The sequence below is a fragment of the uncultured Zoogloea sp. genome (assembly GCF_937894855.1).
Classification (GTDB): domain Bacteria; phylum Pseudomonadota; class Gammaproteobacteria; order Burkholderiales; family Rhodocyclaceae; genus Zoogloea; species Zoogloea oryzae.
In genome coordinates, this window is record NZ_CALAYQ010000169.1 from 22,366 (window position 1) to 39,369 (window position 17,004).

Annotated in this window: 18 protein-coding genes and 1 pseudogene; 12 read left to right on the forward strand and 7 right to left on the reverse strand. The window is 65.2% G+C overall.

The annotated features are described in order from the left end of the window. Positions 1-15: 15 nt before the first annotated feature. The 5 genes from Q0672_RS18995 to Q0672_RS19015 form a co-directional block, all read right to left on the reverse strand. Positions 16-1,005: a DmsE family decaheme c-type cytochrome gene (locus Q0672_RS18995; RefSeq protein WP_298624761.1), complete on the reverse strand. Its 990-nt coding sequence runs from the start codon at positions 1,003-1,005 to the stop codon at positions 16-18. A 63-nt stretch (positions 1,006-1,068) separates the two neighbouring features. After that, on the reverse strand, positions 1,069-1,419 hold the full coding sequence (locus Q0672_RS19000; RefSeq protein WP_153163550.1) for a c-type cytochrome: 351 nt from the start codon (positions 1,417-1,419) through the stop codon (positions 1,069-1,071). Positions 1,420-1,463: 44 nt separating this feature from the next. After that, complete coding sequence (locus tag Q0672_RS19005; RefSeq protein WP_298624763.1) at positions 1,464-2,078, reverse strand: cytochrome b/b6 domain-containing protein; 615 nt, start codon at positions 2,076-2,078, stop codon at positions 1,464-1,466. Continuing rightward, on the reverse strand, positions 2,071-3,042 hold the full coding sequence (locus tag Q0672_RS19010) for a cytochrome c3 family protein (RefSeq protein WP_298624765.1): 972 nt from the start codon (positions 3,040-3,042) through the stop codon (positions 2,071-2,073). The genes Q0672_RS19005 and Q0672_RS19010 overlap by 8 nt, the downstream gene beginning before the upstream one ends. A gap of 154 nt (positions 3,043-3,196) precedes the next feature. Continuing rightward, a complete protein-coding gene (locus Q0672_RS19015; RefSeq protein ID WP_298624767.1) occupies positions 3,197-3,994 on the reverse strand; it encodes an MOSC domain-containing protein in 798 nt (265 codons plus the stop codon). Positions 3,995-4,092: 98 nt separating this feature from the next. On the opposite strand from Q0672_RS19015, the gene Q0672_RS19020 reads away from it, so the two are divergent. The 9 genes from Q0672_RS19020 to Q0672_RS19060 all read left to right on the forward strand — a co-directional run bounded on the left by Q0672_RS19020 (position 4,093) and on the right by Q0672_RS19060 (position 14,218). Next, a complete protein-coding gene (locus Q0672_RS19020) occupies positions 4,093-4,344 on the forward strand; it encodes a hypothetical protein (RefSeq protein ID WP_298624769.1) in 252 nt (83 codons plus the stop codon). 51 nt (positions 4,345-4,395) lie between these two features. Further along, the gene (locus tag Q0672_RS19025; protein ID WP_298624771.1) at positions 4,396-4,695 is read left to right on the forward strand and encodes a hypothetical protein; all 300 of its coding nucleotides are present in this window, start codon (positions 4,396-4,398) and stop codon (positions 4,693-4,695) included. Further along, the gene (locus Q0672_RS19030; RefSeq protein ID WP_298624773.1) at positions 4,692-6,563 is read left to right on the forward strand and encodes a S8 family serine peptidase; all 1,872 of its coding nucleotides are present in this window, start codon (positions 4,692-4,694) and stop codon (positions 6,561-6,563) included. Before Q0672_RS19025 ends, Q0672_RS19030 begins: the two co-directional genes overlap by 4 nt. Next, entirely contained in the window at positions 6,560-6,958 is a 399-nt protein-coding gene (locus Q0672_RS19035) for a hemerythrin domain-containing protein (RefSeq protein ID WP_153163462.1), read from the forward strand. Before Q0672_RS19030 ends, Q0672_RS19035 begins: the two co-directional genes overlap by 4 nt. Before the next feature lie 68 nt (positions 6,959-7,026). Further along, the gene (locus Q0672_RS19040) at positions 7,027-10,170 is read left to right on the forward strand and encodes an error-prone DNA polymerase (RefSeq protein WP_298624775.1); all 3,144 of its coding nucleotides are present in this window, start codon (positions 7,027-7,029) and stop codon (positions 10,168-10,170) included. Between the two features lie 153 nt (positions 10,171-10,323). After that, entirely contained in the window at positions 10,324-11,331 is a 1,008-nt protein-coding gene (locus Q0672_RS19045) for an acyltransferase family protein (protein ID WP_298624777.1), read from the forward strand. 147 nt (positions 11,332-11,478) lie between these two features. After that, complete coding sequence (locus tag Q0672_RS19050; RefSeq protein ID WP_298624778.1) at positions 11,479-12,828, forward strand: HAMP domain-containing sensor histidine kinase; 1,350 nt, start codon at positions 11,479-11,481, stop codon at positions 12,826-12,828. Beyond that, positions 12,825-13,517, forward strand: coding sequence for a response regulator transcription factor (locus Q0672_RS19055; RefSeq protein ID WP_298624779.1), 693 nt, complete (start codon positions 12,825-12,827; stop codon positions 13,515-13,517). Before Q0672_RS19050 ends, Q0672_RS19055 begins: the two co-directional genes overlap by 4 nt. 167 nt (positions 13,518-13,684) lie before the next feature. Then, the gene (locus Q0672_RS19060; RefSeq protein ID WP_298624780.1) at positions 13,685-14,218 is read left to right on the forward strand and encodes a hemerythrin domain-containing protein; all 534 of its coding nucleotides are present in this window, start codon (positions 13,685-13,687) and stop codon (positions 14,216-14,218) included. Positions 14,219-14,601: 383 nt separating this feature from the next. On the opposite strand, the gene Q0672_RS19065 is transcribed toward Q0672_RS19060, so the two are convergent. Then, entirely contained in the window at positions 14,602-14,958 is a 357-nt protein-coding gene (locus tag Q0672_RS19065) for a hypothetical protein (protein WP_298624781.1), read from the reverse strand. Positions 14,959-15,194: 236 nt separating this feature from the next. On the opposite strand from Q0672_RS19065, the gene Q0672_RS19070 reads away from it, so the two are divergent. From Q0672_RS19070 to Q0672_RS19080, 3 genes are all read left to right on the forward strand, one after another. Beyond that, on the forward strand, positions 15,195-15,773 hold the full coding sequence (locus tag Q0672_RS19070; RefSeq protein WP_298624783.1) for a recombinase family protein: 579 nt from the start codon (positions 15,195-15,197) through the stop codon (positions 15,771-15,773). 109 nt (positions 15,774-15,882) lie between these two features. Next, entirely contained in the window at positions 15,883-16,548 is a 666-nt protein-coding gene (locus Q0672_RS19075; protein ID WP_298624785.1) for a hypothetical protein, read from the forward strand. Next, complete coding sequence (locus tag Q0672_RS19080; protein ID WP_298624787.1) at positions 16,545-16,931, forward strand: ParB/Srx family N-terminal domain-containing protein; 387 nt, start codon at positions 16,545-16,547, stop codon at positions 16,929-16,931. The genes Q0672_RS19075 and Q0672_RS19080 overlap by 4 nt, the downstream gene beginning before the upstream one ends. On the opposite strand, the pseudogene Q0672_RS19085 reads toward Q0672_RS19080, so the two are convergent. After that, positions 16,890-17,004: pseudogene (locus Q0672_RS19085) on the reverse strand (IS481 family transposase); the annotation flags it as partial. The gene Q0672_RS19080 and the pseudogene Q0672_RS19085 sit on opposite strands and share 42 nt — an antisense overlap.

The following is a 17,004-nucleotide window of genomic DNA, read 5'->3' on the forward strand; positions in this document are numbered from 1 at the left end:
TTCTCCACCGTGATCTCAGCGCAGGTTGAACTGCGGAGTCGGATTGGTTGCGCTGGGGTTGTTGCTGCCATGGATCTGGGTATGGCAGTTCAGGCAACCGCGCGCCTGCGTGTAGTTGATGCCGGACTTGCCGCTGGACGTGGCGGTCGGCTGGAGCGGCAACTGGCCGCGCAACTGGGCAAGCTGGCCACCGTGCGGGGTATGGCACTGGTGGCACAGGAAAGGCGGACGCGCCTTCAGCATGCTCTCGGCAACGGTGCCGTGGGGGTTGTGGCAGTTGCCGCAATCCTCATTCACGGGCTCGTGGCTATGCACGAAGGGGCCGCGCTTTTCCATGTGGCAGGTGTAGCAGGTGTCGACGACGCTATCGCGCTTGACGAGCTTGGGCCCGACGGAGCCGTGGGCATTGTGGCAGTCGGAACACGCCACCTTGCCTTCGAGCACCGGGTGGTGCGACGGCTTGCTGACCTGGACGCGCTGCTCCTTGTGGCAAGTGAAGCACACCTCGGGCTGGGTGCGCTTGTCGGCCACCTTGTCCTTGGCGGTGTGAAGCTGGTGGCAGGAGGTACAGGCCACGTCGGCGCGCTCGTGGGCGCTGCCTTCCCAGTGGGAGCGCTTGGAATCCTTGCGGTGACAGGAGATGCAGGATTCGTTGCGGGCCGCCACCGGCGTCTTGCTGCTCTTGGCAAAGCTGCGGTCGGTGGGCGGACGCTCCTTCAGCTTGGCCGGATTGTTGGTGTGGAGATCGCTCTCGCCGTGACAGTTGGTGCAGCTCGGCGCGCGCCCGTCGGCAACGGTGCCGTGCTTGGTCTTGCCGATATGCAGGAGCTTCGGTTCGTCCGATTCATCGTGGCACGACGTGCACTTGGCGTCGCCCTTCAGAACCAGATCCTTGGCCGGAGCCTTGGTTGCTGCCGGTGCAGCATCGGCCGCCACGGCACCCGTGGCTCCGGCCAGCGCCCCGAGCAGTACGCACGAGGCAAACAACTGTCGCAAGAACTTCATTTTTGATCTCCCTGATACTGCTGTTGCGTGAAAGGGCGCGAGCAAGCACGCCCTTCCGTAACACTACTTGCCGAGGGACAGGATCCAGTCGGTCAGATTCTTGATTTCGGCCTTGTCCTTGGTCTTGAGGACCTTGTGCTCTTCCTCCTTGCCGTCCTCGAACTTGACCATCTCAGCCGAGGTGAGGTGATGGAGCAGCTTGGCTTCGGCGTCGGACTTGCCCTTCAGCGACTTGGAAATCTCGGTGAGGGACTTGGCTTCCTTCTTCTTGTCGACGGCGTGGCACTTGGTACAGCCTTCTTTCTTGGCCAGCGCCTGGGCGGTATCGGCATCGAATGCGAGGGCATCGGCGGACAGGAACAGGCCTGCCGCGCAGAGGCCGGAGAGCGAGGCGGCAAAGGTGCGGAACTTCATCTTGGTTTCTCCTTGAGGATGACTTGTTGGTTTGTTCGGGAAGCTCAATGCTCGTACCAGCCCGTGATCATCATCTTGAACAGGCTGGACACCTTCGGGCCCATGGTGCCCAGGTAGATGTGGCTCACCATGAAAAGCAGGATGACCGCCGCCCCGAGGTAATGCAGCAAGGCAATGGGGAGCAGGCCATCGAGACCGAAGAGGGTGTCGGGCGCAAACTGGGGATACAGGAACACCAGCCCCGTCGCGATCACCATCGGCAGCACCAGATACATGATCGACCAGTAGGTGATCGCCTGAAGCGCGTTGAAATTGACCTCCGGCGTGGGCGGGAAAGGCTCCGGCTCGCCCTTGAAGATGCCGCCGCCGTAGTACTTCATCTGGGTGATGCAGCGCCCGATGATGCCGGGGGGCTTGGGGATGTACTGCCACCAGTTGCCGGTGACGATGTTGCCGATCACGAACACCACCCAAAGCACCGCCAGGCACACGCCGGCCACGTTGTGGATGCGCGCGGCCAGCGAGAACTCCACCAGCGGCAGGTTGGGATCGGAGAAGTGCAGGCTGATGCCGGTGATCGACAGCACGATGATCGCCAGCGCATTGCTCCAGTGCCACAACCGGATCCACAGGGGCAGCATGAAAACGCGATTAGTCATGGTTCTTCCTCCGGCGCAGGCTGTTCATCAGGGCGCGCACGATGCCGTGACCGATCACGCCCACCACCGTGGCCGCAAACAGGCCGATCAGGATCATGTCGAGGGTGGGATTGCGGGTTGCGCCCACCACGTAGGAATTGCTCAGGATCACGCTGTTGAGGAAGCCGTACTTGTGCTGTTCCTCCTTCGCCAGGTGCCGGTAGAGCCGCGCATTGAGCGAACTGTTGGCGCTGTGGCAGGTGGCGCACTTCTTCTCGGCCTTGTCCTTGTTCTGGATCTCGTGGGACAGGGACAGCTTGTCCTCGGTGGGCGTGTGGCATTCAATGCAGCGCACGGCCTTCCAGTGCAGGCGGGTGTTGGGCAGCCAGCTGTGGATGTCGTCGATGGCCGGACGCTTCTTCTTTTCCGGCGCCATCTTGGCGAAGGCGATGTCGGAGTCGTGGCAGTCGAGGCAGATCTTGTTGTCCTGGGCGACGATCTTGTGGGGGTCGCGCAGATTGGCCGCCAGGGTCATCACGTGGGGGTCGTGACAGGTGGCGCAGGTAAACCTGTCGCTGAGGTTCTCGGCGTGCACCGACTTGTCGAACTGGCGCTCGATGCGCATGGCCTTGCGGGCATGGCAGTCCTGGCACTCGGCGAGATCTTCCTTGGCCTTGGGGGCGTGGGGATGCTCGTCGTAGCCGTCGCCGTGACACTTGGAACAGGCCATCTGGCCGTGGTCGGATGTGGTGTAGGTACCCAGGTCGACCAAATGGTTGCGGAGCTTCTTGAGATCCAGCCCTTCCTTGGGCGGCTTCTTGAGCCCCGCTTCGGAGTGGCAGGTCAGGCACGCGTCATTGGCGGCACGGATCTTGACCAGCTCTTCGGGTGTCGGGGGGGAATCTTCGGCGAAGGCGGCCGGTGCTGCGAGAAAAGCGAGCAACACCGCCGCACTCCATAGTTTTTTCTTGAGCTTGCCGAACACGTCGACTCCTTAAGCAACGAACCCGGCGAATTATCTGCTTACATTTTTTAGGCAATAACTTTCAAAACCCAAAACTCACGGTCTATTGACGAAGATCAAGTATCAGCGCCACTTTTGAGCAATTTGTTGCACCGCCACAACGGCATTCTGTGCTTTATTCGAGAACGCTTATAGACATTCCGGGCACCAATTCGCCCTTATCTTCTGCGATCACGTTCTGGCCGAAAATCACCCCCGCCGGCGTCCTGCGGTAGGTGGCCAGGGTGCGTAGCGGCTCCTGATTCAGACTCTTGCTGCCGGTCTCCGGGTCCACCGTGGTGAACACACAACGCTCGCAGGGCTTCTCGATCCGGAACACCACATCACCGATGCGGATGCGCTTCCACCCGTCCTCGGCAAAAGCCTCAGCACCGGCCACCACCAGGTTGGGACGGAACCTCGACATGGACACCGGTTTTCCGATGCGGGCCGACAGATCATCAAGGGACGACTCGCCGATCAGGAGCAGCGGGTAACCATCGGCAAACGACAGCGGCACGGCGGGGGCCACCTTCACCCGACGGGCTGTCTCCACACCCGTCCACAAAAAACGCAGCGGCGTGCCGACGAACGCCGACAGCCACGCGTCCGCCTCGGCAGCACCCTGCCAGGCCTGAAACTGGTCACCCCACACCGTGCTCTCGATCGGCGTGTCAAACGCGCCGTTGGGCACGAACAGATCGGCCCGGCCGGGCGCCGAGAGCATCACGCCGTCGTCCGACGGCACAGCCCCCACCAGCACCAGTTGCGGATAGGTGCGACCGGTCACGAACTTCCCGTTCGGATCGGCGACCATCCAGCTCCGATCGAAAGGCAGGCCCTGCGGCCCGACCAGACTGGCATCGAGCCGCTGCCCCCGCATCGACTTGACGGGATAGCGGTAAAGGGCGGAAAGAACGGGCGACGTGCTCATGGGAAAAACCTCGCGGAACAAAGCCGGACAGGAAGAAGGATGGAAAAGCCATTATCCTTGCGACTTCGCGCACGGCGCAAATCCACCCCGGATCGACAATGACGTACGAAGAACACCTGGACGAAGTCACCACCCTCATCTTTGAACGCTTCGGCCTCAGCGAAGACGCAGCCATCAAGCTGGTCATGCGCGCCCAGGCCGACGGCTATTTCAGCGGGCATGACGACGATCCCTCCATCTGCACCCAGCTGCGCGCCGAGCAGGACGCCAAGCGCGTGTTCAAGCAATACAGCAAGCCCGTCGCCGCCGCCGAACCGGCCAAGCGCCGCCCCGGCCCGCCCCGTCGCTGATCCCGCCCGGGGGCCAAGCCGGTGAGGCCTGCCATCAGGCGTCTTCTGTGGATGACCCTGTGCGCTGCCACCGCGGCCTGCGCCGGGCCGATTCCTGGCACCGCGGGCCCGCGTCAGGTGATCATCGGTTTCGCTGAAACCACCGCCACCGCCGCCCCCGCCACCCTGGCAAGCCTCGCGCACACCAGCCAGGTAGCGGTGAGCTTCGTGGCCGCGATCTCGCCCCGCAGCGCGGCCTACCGGCTTGACTGCCCGCCCGCCGACCCTGCCTGCGAAAAGGCCATCGCGGCCCTTCGGGCGCACCCCGGCGTCCGCTACCTGGAACCCGACCGGATAAAGGATTCCCGATGAAAGCCACGCTCCCCCTGGGCGCAGCCCTCCTCGCCCTCGCCGCCCTGAACGCCGTGCCGGCCAAGGCAGCCGAAACGCCCGAAGCCCGCGTGATCGTCAAGCTGAAGAGCGCCTCGCCCCTCAAGCAGATCCAGGCCGCCGGACGCGTCCAGACCCTCGGCCAGCGGATCGGCATCGCCGCCCAGCTGATCAACCAGCCCACGCCCGACACCCAGGTGATGCGCGCCAGCGGCATCAGCTCCGAAGCCCTCGCTGCCCGGCTGGCCCAGGAATCCGACGTGGCCTACGCGGTGCCCGACCGCATCAAGACCATCCGCGCCACGCCCAACGACCCGCTGCTCGCCCACCAGTGGTACCTGCAGGCCGCCACCAGCACCCAGCCCGCCGCCACCGGGGCCCAGAACGCCTGGAACCTGACCCCGGGCTCGACCAGCGTGGTGGTGGCCGTGGTGGATACCGGCGTGCGTTTCGACCACGAAGACCTCGTCGCCAAGCTCCTGCCCGGTTACGACTTCATCGCCAACGATCTGCTCTCCGGCGACAGCGACACCGGCCGCGACGCCGACGCCAACGATCCCGGCGATTACCTCTCGTCTGCCGATCTGGCCAACACCGCGCTGCGCACCCTGTGCGGCAACCCCACCAGCACCCACGCCAGCTCGTGGCACGGCACCCAGGTGGCTGGCATCGTCGGCGCCGAAACCAACAACAGCCGCGGCATCGCCGGCATCGGCGGCGCCACCCGCATCCTGCCGGTGCGGGCCCTGGGCAAGTGCGGCGGCTACGACTCGGACATCATCGCCGGCATGCGCTGGGCCGCCGGCCTGTCGGTTTCCGGCGTGCCCGCCAACCCCAACCCCGCCAGGGTCATCAACCTGAGCCTCGCCGGCAGCGGCAGCTGCAGCGCCGCCTACGCCGACGCCATCGCCGAGATCCGCGCCGCCGGCGTGCTGATCGTCGCCGCGGCGGGCAACGAGACCGGCGCCGTCGAAGAACCCGCCAACTGCGCCGGCGTGCTCGGCGTGGCCGGCATCCGCCACGTGGGCACCAAGGTCGGCTACTCCAGCTTCGGCCCCGAAGTGGGCATCAGCGCCCCCGCCGGCAACTGCGTGAACGTGGGCACCGGCCAGCCCTGCCTGTACCCCTTCATCAACACCATCAACCTCGGCACCACCAGCCCGACTACCAACGGTTACACCGGCATCAACGCCGTCACCATCGGCACCAGCTTTGCCGTTCCGCTGGTCTCGGGCACCGCCGCACTCATGCTGGCCGCCAACCCGGGTCTCGGCGAAGCAGAACTGGCCCACCGCCTCAAACGCACGTCCAATCCTTTCCCCACCGACGCCAGCCTCTCCGCCTGCCCCACCGTCACCACCGACGGCCAGTGCAACTGCACCACCACCACCTGCGGCAGCGGCATGCTCAACACCGCAGCCGCCGTCGCCGCCGCCCTCGACGGCAACGCCGTGAATCCCACCGCGGTCATCAGCCTGCCGGATTCGCCGGTCAAGAACACCAGCCTCAGCCTCGGCTCCGGCAGCAGCAGCGCCGCCCCGGGCGCAAGCCTGGTGAGCTGGCACTGGAGCCAGCTTGCCGGCCCCGCCACCGGCAGCTTCGGCGCCGACACCCCCAGCACCACCTTCACCGCCCCCGTTGCCGGCGACTACATCCTGCGCCTGGCAATCACCGACAGCGCCGGGCGCACCGGCGTCCAGGACGTCACCCTCAGCGTGCTCGATGCCGCGCCCAGATCCAGCGGTGGCGGTGGAGGCGGCGCCCCTGACCTCACCAGCCTCGCTGGCCTTGCCACGCTGGCCCTGCTGGCCCACCGCCGCCGGCAGCATGCCCACCCGGCCCAGCCATGAAGCGACGCCCCGCCCTCCTCCAGCTCTCCCGCGAACACCACGCCGCCCTGGTGCTCGCCAAGCGCATCGCGTCAGCCGACAGCGCCGACGCCGTCGCCACGCAGATGCGCAGCACTGCCGACCTCTTCGCCCGCGAGTTGGAGCCCCACTTCCAGGCCGAAGAGACCGATCTCCTGCCCCGCCTGGTCGCTGCCGGCGAAACAGCGGTCGTCGAGCAGACCCTCGCCGAACATCGCCTGCTGCGCGATCTCGCCGCCCGCATCGCCAGCGGCGACACCGCCAGCCTCAAGCCCTTCGGCGTCGCCCTTCACGATCATGTCCGCTTCGAGGAACGGCAGCTCTTCGTCACCGCCGAAGCCACCCTCCCCGCCAGTTATCTCGACACCGCCGACTAAGCGGCCCCGCCTCGCGCCCCACCCCGAAAGGGCTTGCATGAAAGACTGTTTATTTATACAGTCAACCCATGCAAGCCGTCCAGCCTATCGCCTTCGCCGAACTCTACGCCCGGTCGTGCTTCAGCTTCCTCACGGGCGCATCCCACCCGGAAGAGCTGGTCGAGCAGGCTGTCGCCCACGGCTACGCGGCTCTGGCGATCACCGACGAATGCTCCATGGCCGGCATCGTGCGCGCCTGGTCTGCATGGAAGACGCTGCCCGAAGGCACCCTACACCTCATCATCGGCACCAGCCTCCACCTTGCCGACGGGCCTGAACTCGTCCTCCTCGCCACCGACCGGGCCGCCTACGGGCGGCTCTCCAGCCTCATCACCCGCGGCCGTCGTGCGGCCGACAAGGGCAGCTACCACCTCACCCGTGCCGATCTGAACAGCGGCCTCCCCGGCTGCCTCGCCCTGCTGGTACCGCCGGACGACACGTCGCCCGGCCCGGCCCTCGCCGACGACGCCCGCTGGCTGGCGGCGTGCTTTCCCGGCGATGCCTGGCTCGCCGCGCCACTCCTGCTCGGGCCGGATGATCGCGCGCGCAGGGCGTGGATCGCCGATGCCGCAGCCACCGCCGGCATCCCGGTCGCCGCCACCGGCGCCCCGCTGATGCACGACGCCAGCCGCCGGCGCCTGGCCGACGTGCTCACCGCCCTGCGCCACCGGGTCACCCTCGAGGAAGCCGGCTACCGCCTCGCCGCCAACGCCGAGCGGCGGCTCCAGCCCGTTGCCACGCTGGCCCGTCGCCATCCCCCCGAATGGCTGGCCGAAACTCTCGTCATTGCCAGCAGGTGCAGCTTTTCCCCGTCCTCCCTGCGCTACGAATACCCCGAGGAGATCGTCCCGCCCGGCGCCACCCCCATCGCCCATCTGCGCGAACTGGTCCGCCAGGGGCTGGCGCGTCGCTACCCGGCGGGGCCCAACTGTGCCGATCAAGTTCCGCCCAAGGTCCGCGCCCAGGCCGAAGCCGAACTCGCCCTGATCGCCGAACTCCGCTACGAAGCCTTCTTCCTCACCGTCGAAGACATCGTCCGCTTCGCCCGCAGCCAGGGCATCCTTTGCCAGGGCCGCGGCTCGGCGGCCAACTCGGTGGTGTGCTACGCCCTCGGCGTCACCGAGGTCAATCCTGCCCAGGCAACGTTGCTCTTCGAGCGCTTCATCTCCCGGGAACGCAACGAGCCCCCCGACATCGACGTGGATTTCGAGCACGATCGGCGCGAGGAGGTCATCCAGTACATCTACCGCAAATACGGCCGCGACCGGGCCGCCCTCGCCGCCACGGTGATCCGCTACCGCCCCAAGAGCGCCCTGCGTGACGTGGGGCGGGTACTGGGCTTCGACCTGGGCCAGCTCGATCAGCTCTCCCGGCGCCTCGCCTGGTGGGACGGCCGTCAGGTGGCCCCCGAGCGCATCCTCGAAGCCGGGCTCGACCCCGCCAGCCCGCGGGTACAGCTGCTCCTCGATCTCGCCAACCAGCTCGTCGGCTTTCCCCGGCATCTCTCCCAGCATGTGGGTGGTTTCGTGATTTCCCGCGGGCCGCTGGCCGAACTCGTGCCGGTCGAAAACGCCGCGATGGCAGATCGCACAGTCATCCAGTGGGACAAGGACGACCTGGAAGCCCTCGGCTTGCTCAAGGTGGACGTGCTCGCCCTCGGCATGCTGTCGGCCATTCGCCGCAGCCTGGCGCTCATCGGCCAGTGGCTGGGCCGGCCCTTCGGCGTACCCGACATCCCCCGCGAAGTACCCGCCGTCTACGACATGCTGTGCGAAGCCGACGCGATGGGCGTGTTCCAGGTGGAATCCCGCGCCCAGATGAGCATGCTGCCCCGCCTGCGGCCTCGCCGTTATTACGATCTGGTGGTGGAAGTTGCCATCGTGCGCCCCGGCCCCATCCAAGGCGGCATGGTTCACCCCTACCTTGCAGCCCGCGACAAGATCGCCCGCCAGGAGGAAATCGACTACCCACGGCCCGAGATCAAGCCCGTGCTCGAACGCACCCACGGTGTGCCGATCTTTCAGGAGCAGGTGATGCAACTGGCCATGGTGGCCGCCGGCTTCACTGCCGGCGAAGCCGACCAGCTCCGACGGGCCATGGGCGCCTGGGGCCGCAAGGGCGATCTGCTGATCTACCAGGACAAGCTCACCGCCGGCATGCTGGCCCGCGGCTACAGCCGGGATTTTGCCGACGCCCTGTGCCGCCAGATCCAGGGTTTCGGCAGCTACGGCTTTCCGGAATCCCACGCCGCCAGCTTTGCGCTGCTGGTTTATGTGTCGGCCTGGATCAAGCGTTTTCATCCCGCCGCCTTCCTGTGCGGCCTGCTCAACAGCCAGCCGATGGGCTTCTACGGCCCCTCGCAACTCATCCAGGACGCCCGCCGGCACGGGGTGGAGGTCCGTCCCGTCGATGTGCAGGCCAGCCACTGGGAATGCACCCTCGAACCCTCCGCCACCGACGCCGCCCAGCCCGCCGCCCGGCTCGGGCTGAGGCTGGTCAAAGGCTTCGGGCCGGACGCAGCCAGACGCATCGTCACCGCCAGGGCGGGCGGGCCTTTTGCCTCGGTGGACGAACTCGCCCGCCGGGCACGGCTCGCCACGGCCGACCTGCGCACCCTCGCCTCCGCCGGTGCGCTGGCAAGCCTGGCCGGTCATCGCCGCCAGGCCTGGTGGGCCGCCGCAGGCAGCCAGGCCGCTCCCGGCGTACTCCACGAAGCCCCGATTCCCGACGCCCCGCCCGCCCTGCCACCACCCGCCGAAACCCACGACATCGTTGCCGATTACGCCCGGCTCGGCTTCAGCCTGGGTCGCCATCCTCTGTCCTTCCTGCGCGGCATGCTCAGCGCCGAGCGCTTCCTCAGCGCCGCCGAGATCGCCGACTGCCCCGACCGCAAGCTCGCCCGCTGCGCCGGCATCGTCACCTGCCGCCAGCGTCCAGGCACGGCCAAGGGCACGATGTTCGTCACCCTCGAAGACGAAACCGGCTGGGTCAATGTGATCGTCCGTCCCGAGCTCCTCGAAGCAGAGCGTCGCATCCTGCTGGGCGCCAGCCTGATCGGCATCTACGGCCAGATCGCCCGCCAGGGCAGCGTCGTACACCTCCACGCCAAGCGGGTTGTCGACCGCTCACCCATGCTCGGCCGCCTCACCACCCGCAGCCGCGACTTTCATTAAGCGACACACGTCACAATTCACACAACATAAGCCTGCCCACTACCATGCGTGATGCCTACAATCACGCCTGCCCGGATTCACCCGAATTCACACTTCAGCCGCCACGCCCATGCACCGCCAGGCTGAAGCGTTACCACCAACCCGGATACCAGCATGGTCTGGCTCGACAATTCGCGGATCATCGCCATCTTCGCGGTGGTCGTCCTGCACGCAGCCGTCAGTCCGGTGGTGGACACCCCCTTCGGCTCAACCGACTGGTGGGCCGGCAACCTGATCAACGCCTTCAGCCGCTGGTGCGTACCGGTCTTCGTGATGATCAGCGGCGCCCTGCTCCTTGCGCCCGGCAAGACCGAGGGCGCCGGCACTTTTTACCGCAAGCGCGCCGCCCGCGTCCTTGTGCCCCTGCTGTTCTGGTCGGCTTTCTATCTGCTGTGGGTGTTCATCAAGGGCAGCCTGAAGGGCAATCCGCCGGGCGCAGCCGCCCTGCTTCACCGCATCGCCATCGGCGAGCCCTACTACCACCTGTGGTTCCTCTACATGCTGGTGCCGCTGTATCTCGTAACGCCCCTCCTCTGCCAGATCGTTGCCCGGACAACGCGGAAGCAGCTGACGTGGCTTGTCGCGCTGGCCTTCGTCCTCGCGGCCCTCAATGCCATCGACGCCCGCCTCTCGCCCCGGAGCAGCACCTTCTTTCCCGCGTGGTTCCTGTCGTACGTGCCGTACTTCCTCCTCGGTCACCTGATCGCCACCGACCCGCGCACCCCGTCCCCGGCCCTGCTGTGGAGCACCCTCGTGGCCTCTGGTCTCCTCACCGCCGTCGGCTGCCACGCGCTCGCCACCCGCGCCGGCCTCCAGACCGGGCTGTACTTCTACGACTACCTCAGCCTCACCGTCATTCCGATGGCGGCAAGCTGCCTCTATCTGCTCAAGTCCCGCAGCCGGCCCCTCGCCGGCAGGCACACGCGCCAGCTATCCGGCCTGACGATGGGCGTCTATCTGATTCACCCCCTCGCGATTGAAGTGCTGCAGCGCATCGGTTTCGGCCCGCTGGATTACAACCCGGCGGTGGCCATCCCTGCGGTGGCGGCTTTGGCCTTCCTCGCCGCCCTTGCCACCTCCGTCGCGATCAGCCGCCTGCCCTACCTGCGGCGGACAATCTGATCCATTCCGCAGAAGAACAGGCATCTTCATGCATCGCTTCCGTGATCCGGCAGCCCGCTGATCATTCCCATCCGGGCACTGGAAGCTGCGTGCAGCAAACGTGAAGTTCGTCCGTGCCGAGGCCGTCCCTGCTCTACACTCCCGTCCGTGACCCCGCTGCACCTCCTGACCGTCCTTCAACTGCTCATCATCGGCAACCTGCTGGCGATGGCGATGGTGCTCGCCTACGAAAAACGGGCAAGCAGCCGTGGACCGGTAAGGCTGTTCATCCTGAGCAAGCTGCTGCAGGCCACAGGCTGGACCCTGATCTGCCTGCGCGGAACCATCCCGCTCGTGCTTTCCGCCCACGTCGGCAACCCGCTGATCATGGCCGGCTTCGCACTGGAAGTCGGGGTGCTGGTGATCCCTTGGCGAATCCGCACGCCGGTCAATGCGCTGCTTGCCATTCAGGTGCTGGCGGGCTGCCTTCTGCTATGGGCGCTCGGCACAACCCCCGGCGCCCTGGTGACCATCTCGGGCTCGGTCGTCGCCACCATCTACGCAACCGGCGGAGTCACGCTGCTCCGCGACCGGAGCACCTCGCGGGTCCAGAAACTCACCGGCATCCTGTTTCTGATCTTTGTCCCCGTCATGCTGCTGCGGGTTGCCCATTCGGCAAGCACCGGTGCCGGGCTGCTCAACACGACTCATGTCCAGTCGATCACCTTCGTCGTCCAGTTCAGCTTTCTGCTGATCGGCACACTCGCCTTCCTGCTCCTGATGAAGGAAGCCGACGACCAGCTACTGAACAAGAGCGAGGCACGCGAACGCGAACGCCTGCTGCTCCAGAGCCAGTTCATGGACATGCTGACCCACGAACTTCGCGCCGCGCTCTCCGTCGTCAGCATGTCCGGCAGCTCCCTCCGCCATCAGCTGACCAGCCAGCCGCCCGAAGTGCTCCGGCGCCTCGACTCCATCCAGATGGCGAGCGATGCGATGCGCGGGGTGATCGAACGCTGCATCCAGCTTGCTCGCCTGGACCGGGACGACCAACCCGTCCTTTGCGAAGACTGCACACTCTCCGAGGTGATCGACGCGATCAGGCCACGCCTCAAGAGCGGCGCAGACCGCCTCGACATCGCGATTCCCGCCGAGAGCCGGATGTGGGCCGACCGTCAACTGGTCACGATCATGCTCGAAAACCTGCTCGACAACGCCCTGAAGTATTCACTGCCGGGTTCCCGCATCCAGGTTGAAGCCCAGACCACCGCCGACGACGCCGGCCATCCCCAGACCACCCTCCAAATCCGCAACCTCGCCAACACCGCCGGCCTGCCCGACCCCGAACAGGTGTTCCTTCGCTACTATCGCGGCCCCGAAGCCCACATGCACACGGGCACCGGCCTCGGCCTGTATCTCGTCCGCACCCTCGCCCGCGTCCAGGATGGCGACGTCGGCTACCGGGTCGTCGGGGACGCCACCGTCGAATTCAGCCTCCGCCTTCCCGCCACGCCATGACTCACGAAATCATCATCGTCGAGGACTACGGCATCCTGCGGGAAGAGCTCACCCACTTCCTCAACCTTCACGGCTACCAGACCAGCGGCGTGAATTGCGGGCTCGCCCTGGACGACTGGCTGATGGATCGCGGCCGGCCACCCGACATCGCCATCATCGACCTCAACCTACCCGGCGAGGACGGCCTATCCATCTCGCGCCGGCTCCGGCAGGCCTATCCGCGCATGGGGCTGATCATCCTCACCGGACGAAAACTGCCCGCCGACCGGATCAGCGGCTACGACTCCGGTGCCGACATCTACCTCAGCAAACCCATCTCCGGCGAAGAACTGGTCGCCGCGCTCCGCAGCCTCCAGCGCCGGCTGCATCCCGAGCCCAAGCTGGTCTGGCGCCTCGCCAGGCAATCCTGCACGATCACCAGCCCCCGCGGCACATGCAGCATCCTCTTGCCCCTTGAAAGCGCCATCCTCTGCGCCCTGGCCGCCAGCATCGCCCGGACCGTCGACTCCAGCCAGCTCATGCTGCTGTGCAACGACAAGGCCGCCGAACTGGAAAAAAATTACCTCGAAGTCGCCATCAGCCGTCTGCGACGCAAACTGGCGCCCCTCCAGCCCGATCTCGACTTCCCGCTGATCCGGGCCATCCGCGGAAAAGGCTACCAGCTCCTCATTCCCCTCGAGATCCACTGATCACCCGGGGCTCAAGCGCCCGCGACCACCGCCCTCCGCGCCTCAAGGCAGCCCGCAAGGTTTTGACAGGAATAACCATGCGAGCCGCGTAGGATAAAAGCCTACATCCATGAGACACGAATCCCCACCGGCTCAAGCAGACGGGCTCGGGTAACCGGGGTACGCACATGACCACCTGGGAAGACGACTTAGGCATTGGCTATCCCGCACTCGACTCCCAACACAGGCAACTGATCCTTCTCGCCACCAGAGCCTGCCTGAAGATCGACTCCGACACCCGGCTGGCCGACGCCGACATCAAGCACCTGCTCCTTGATTTTGCCGCGTTCGTCGCCCACCACTTCTCCTGCGAAGAGCGCCTCCTGGCCAGACTGAACTATCCGGCACTGGAAAACCACGCCCGCAACCACGCGAAATTCACTGACAGCCTCATTTCGTGCATCGCCCGGATCGACACCCAATCCGTAACGTGCAGCGAACTGTGCGTCCTCCTCGAAGACCGCCTGATCCATCACATCCTCGTCGAGGATGCAGCCCTCCGGCCCTTCCTGAGCGCGCTTCCCGACTGGATGAAAACAGGCACATCCGACCCTCCCAGAGCGCCTTGCCCGACACATCTGGAAACGCCGGAGCTGACCTGGATCGGGACGCCCCGGTCGGCGATCCAAGGCCACGGTGAACGAAAAATCGCCAGTCAATGAGACTGGCGATTTTTTTGACTCCCGCAATCAGATACTGCAGGCCAACAATGCTCCCATCAGCAACGACCTGTTCGTTCCCAAGTGAACAACAAAAAAGCCCTTGATTGCTCAAGGGCTTCTTCGTAGTTTGTGGCGGAGAGTGAGGGATTGTGCAGAGAGTGCCGCTATCCCAGTATCTACGCGGGTTTCCTAAGGCCTTGCTCGGAAGTGTTCCCAGCAATGTTCCCAAAAAACGAGACCAAGAGCAAACACTCGCTGGACCTCAAAGCCTGCCTAAATCGGCTCAGAATTTTTCGAGCCCATCGGCATGCTCGGACGTTACATCTTCCCCCCCTACCCCGACCGCCCCACACCGCCAGCCAAGACCTCGCATAGCACACGATTCATCGTTGTTGTCTCGCCTCCTCACCGGTCGAGGCGTCGTACTCAGCTTGTAAGCGGACATACTCCTCCTCTGTGATCATCTCCCCTGGAGGGCTGCAATTCTGGAAGAAGAAGGAGATAGCCTCTTGCCGTGAGTATCGCGGCGCATCGAACACCTCGCGTGGATATTCAGTATGCGCGTACTTCCAGCGGCGGTTTTCCAGTCGGTTATCAGCTCGGGTAATCTTCAATTCCATCGAGACAGACCAACCCACCAATTTCTTACTTGGCCCCCAACGCTGTTCAGTAACAGTCGGCTCAGCAGGAAACTTGTAGACGGTCCGGTTATCAGCATCATGTGTGTACTGGTATCGCACTTACATTTCTCCAGTTCGGTCAGGCGCATGAATAGTAAGCCAAAATCATGCTCGCCCGCAGCCCTCAGTCTATCTGGTCTTGATAAGAAAGCTCGCCACAAACGTACCTCAATACCACCGTTGGCCGGTACGAAATCCGGTACAGCCAAACCGTACCGATAGACCGGGTATTGACGGCGGTACATCGTACCGACACAATGCGCCCCGTTTTCAATATAAGACGGGAGCAGCGTGCCATGCCCACCTTCGCCTACCTCCGGGTCTCGACGACCGAGCAGACCACGGAACAGCAACTCCGTGAAATCACCAACGCCGGCCACGTCATCGAGCCGGACCGGGTCTATGTGGAGCACGGTGTCTCGGGTAAAGTGCCGGCCCTTGCACGCCCCCAGTTCGCGCACCTTCGGAGCCGCCTGACCACTGGCGATACGCTGGTCGTCGCCAAGCTCGACCGGCTCGGACGGGACGTGCTGGACGTGATTGCCACCGTGGAAGCGCTTGCCAAGGCAGGTATCGCCCTGGAAGTGCTGGGACTGGGCAAGCTCGACGGTTCGGCGCAGTCGCAGCTAACCTTGAACATGCTCGCCGCCATCAGCCAGTTCGAGCGGCAAATCATCTCGGAGCGGACAAAGGCCAAGCTCGCCCAGAAGAAGGCCGAGGGCTTCAAGCTGGGACGACCGCCGAAGACCGCCCCCGACGTGCGGGCCAAGGCTGCCGACCTGTTCAGCCAGGGCATGAGCTGGCGGAAGGTCGCGGCGGAGTTGGGCATCGCCCTATCGACCCTCCAGCGGCTCATGAAGGCGCCGCAGGCCTGACCGCCCGCAGCTCGCCGAGTCGATAGCCGCGAGCACCGTCACCACTTCAATTCTTTTCTGTGCCTGTCCGTGCCAGGGGACGGGTACGAATTTCCCAGCGAAGGAGCCCATGAGCAGACCCTGTAGCGTCCCCCAGTGCCCCGACACGGCAGCCGGCTTCGGCGCCCTCTGCAACCGACACAAGGCCATCCGGCGCCGTCACGGCCATCCCGAGCAGACCGGTGTCACCGTTCAAGAACTCGCGCCCTTCCGCCTGCGGGTCAGACTGCGGATGGAGAAAAACCAAGGCAATCAGGCCTGGGGCATCCTCGCCCAGCGCTGGGGCATGATCATCGACGCGGCCAAGGCCCAGGAGGCCGAAGCCCAGCGAGGCCGCCCCTTCGTGGCCCACGAGCGGGACGCCTGCCAGGAACTCGTCAAGCTGGCCCGCGAGGTGCCCGTGGAGACCCTGACGGAGACTGTCCTTGCCCTTTTCCTCATGCAGGAGGAGCAACCCCGGCGCTTCAAGTCCGACGCGGCCTTCGATGCCCAGCTAGCGAGACGGGCACGGGCCCTGACCGACACGAATGCGGGCACCTACTGGGACGACAAGGCCAAGCGGTCGAAGCGCGTTTATCGTGACGTGGCGCCCCGGACGCTGGCGGTCATCGCAGAACACCTCAAGGCCGCCTTCGGCGTGGCTGGGCTCTACGTGGCCCGCCTGGAGCAGCGGGAGAGCGAGCAGACAAAGAACCAACAAGCGGCCCTGGTCGAGGCCCTGGAGAGCCTGAAATGAGTACGAAAGAAGAACCGAGCTTCCTGACCGCCCTGAATGAACTGGCAACGCAGATTGCACAGGGGAAACCTGTGCCGGAGACGCTACCGCAGTATCTCTGTCCCGAGGAAATCCGCCTCTGCAAGCCCGTTTTTCAGCATCGGCAGCCATTGGACCATGTCAGCCAAGCCCACATCAGGGAGTTGGCGAAAACTCCCCAGCGCGGCAAGGATTTGGACCCGATCACGGTCTGGTGGGATGGCAAGTGGTGGGCCTGCATTGACGGGCATCACCGGCTTGCCGCCTACCAGCTTGCAGGCAAGGGCCACCATGCCATTCCGGTCGAAGTCTTCAGCGGTCCGCTAGATGTGAAGAGTCAAGACGTTGTTTCCGTCCGCTGGTAGCCGAGAGCTGGGGGTTTTGCAGCCGATGCCGTGGTGGGGTCGATGCCAGTTGTAGAAGTGATTCCAGAGCGGC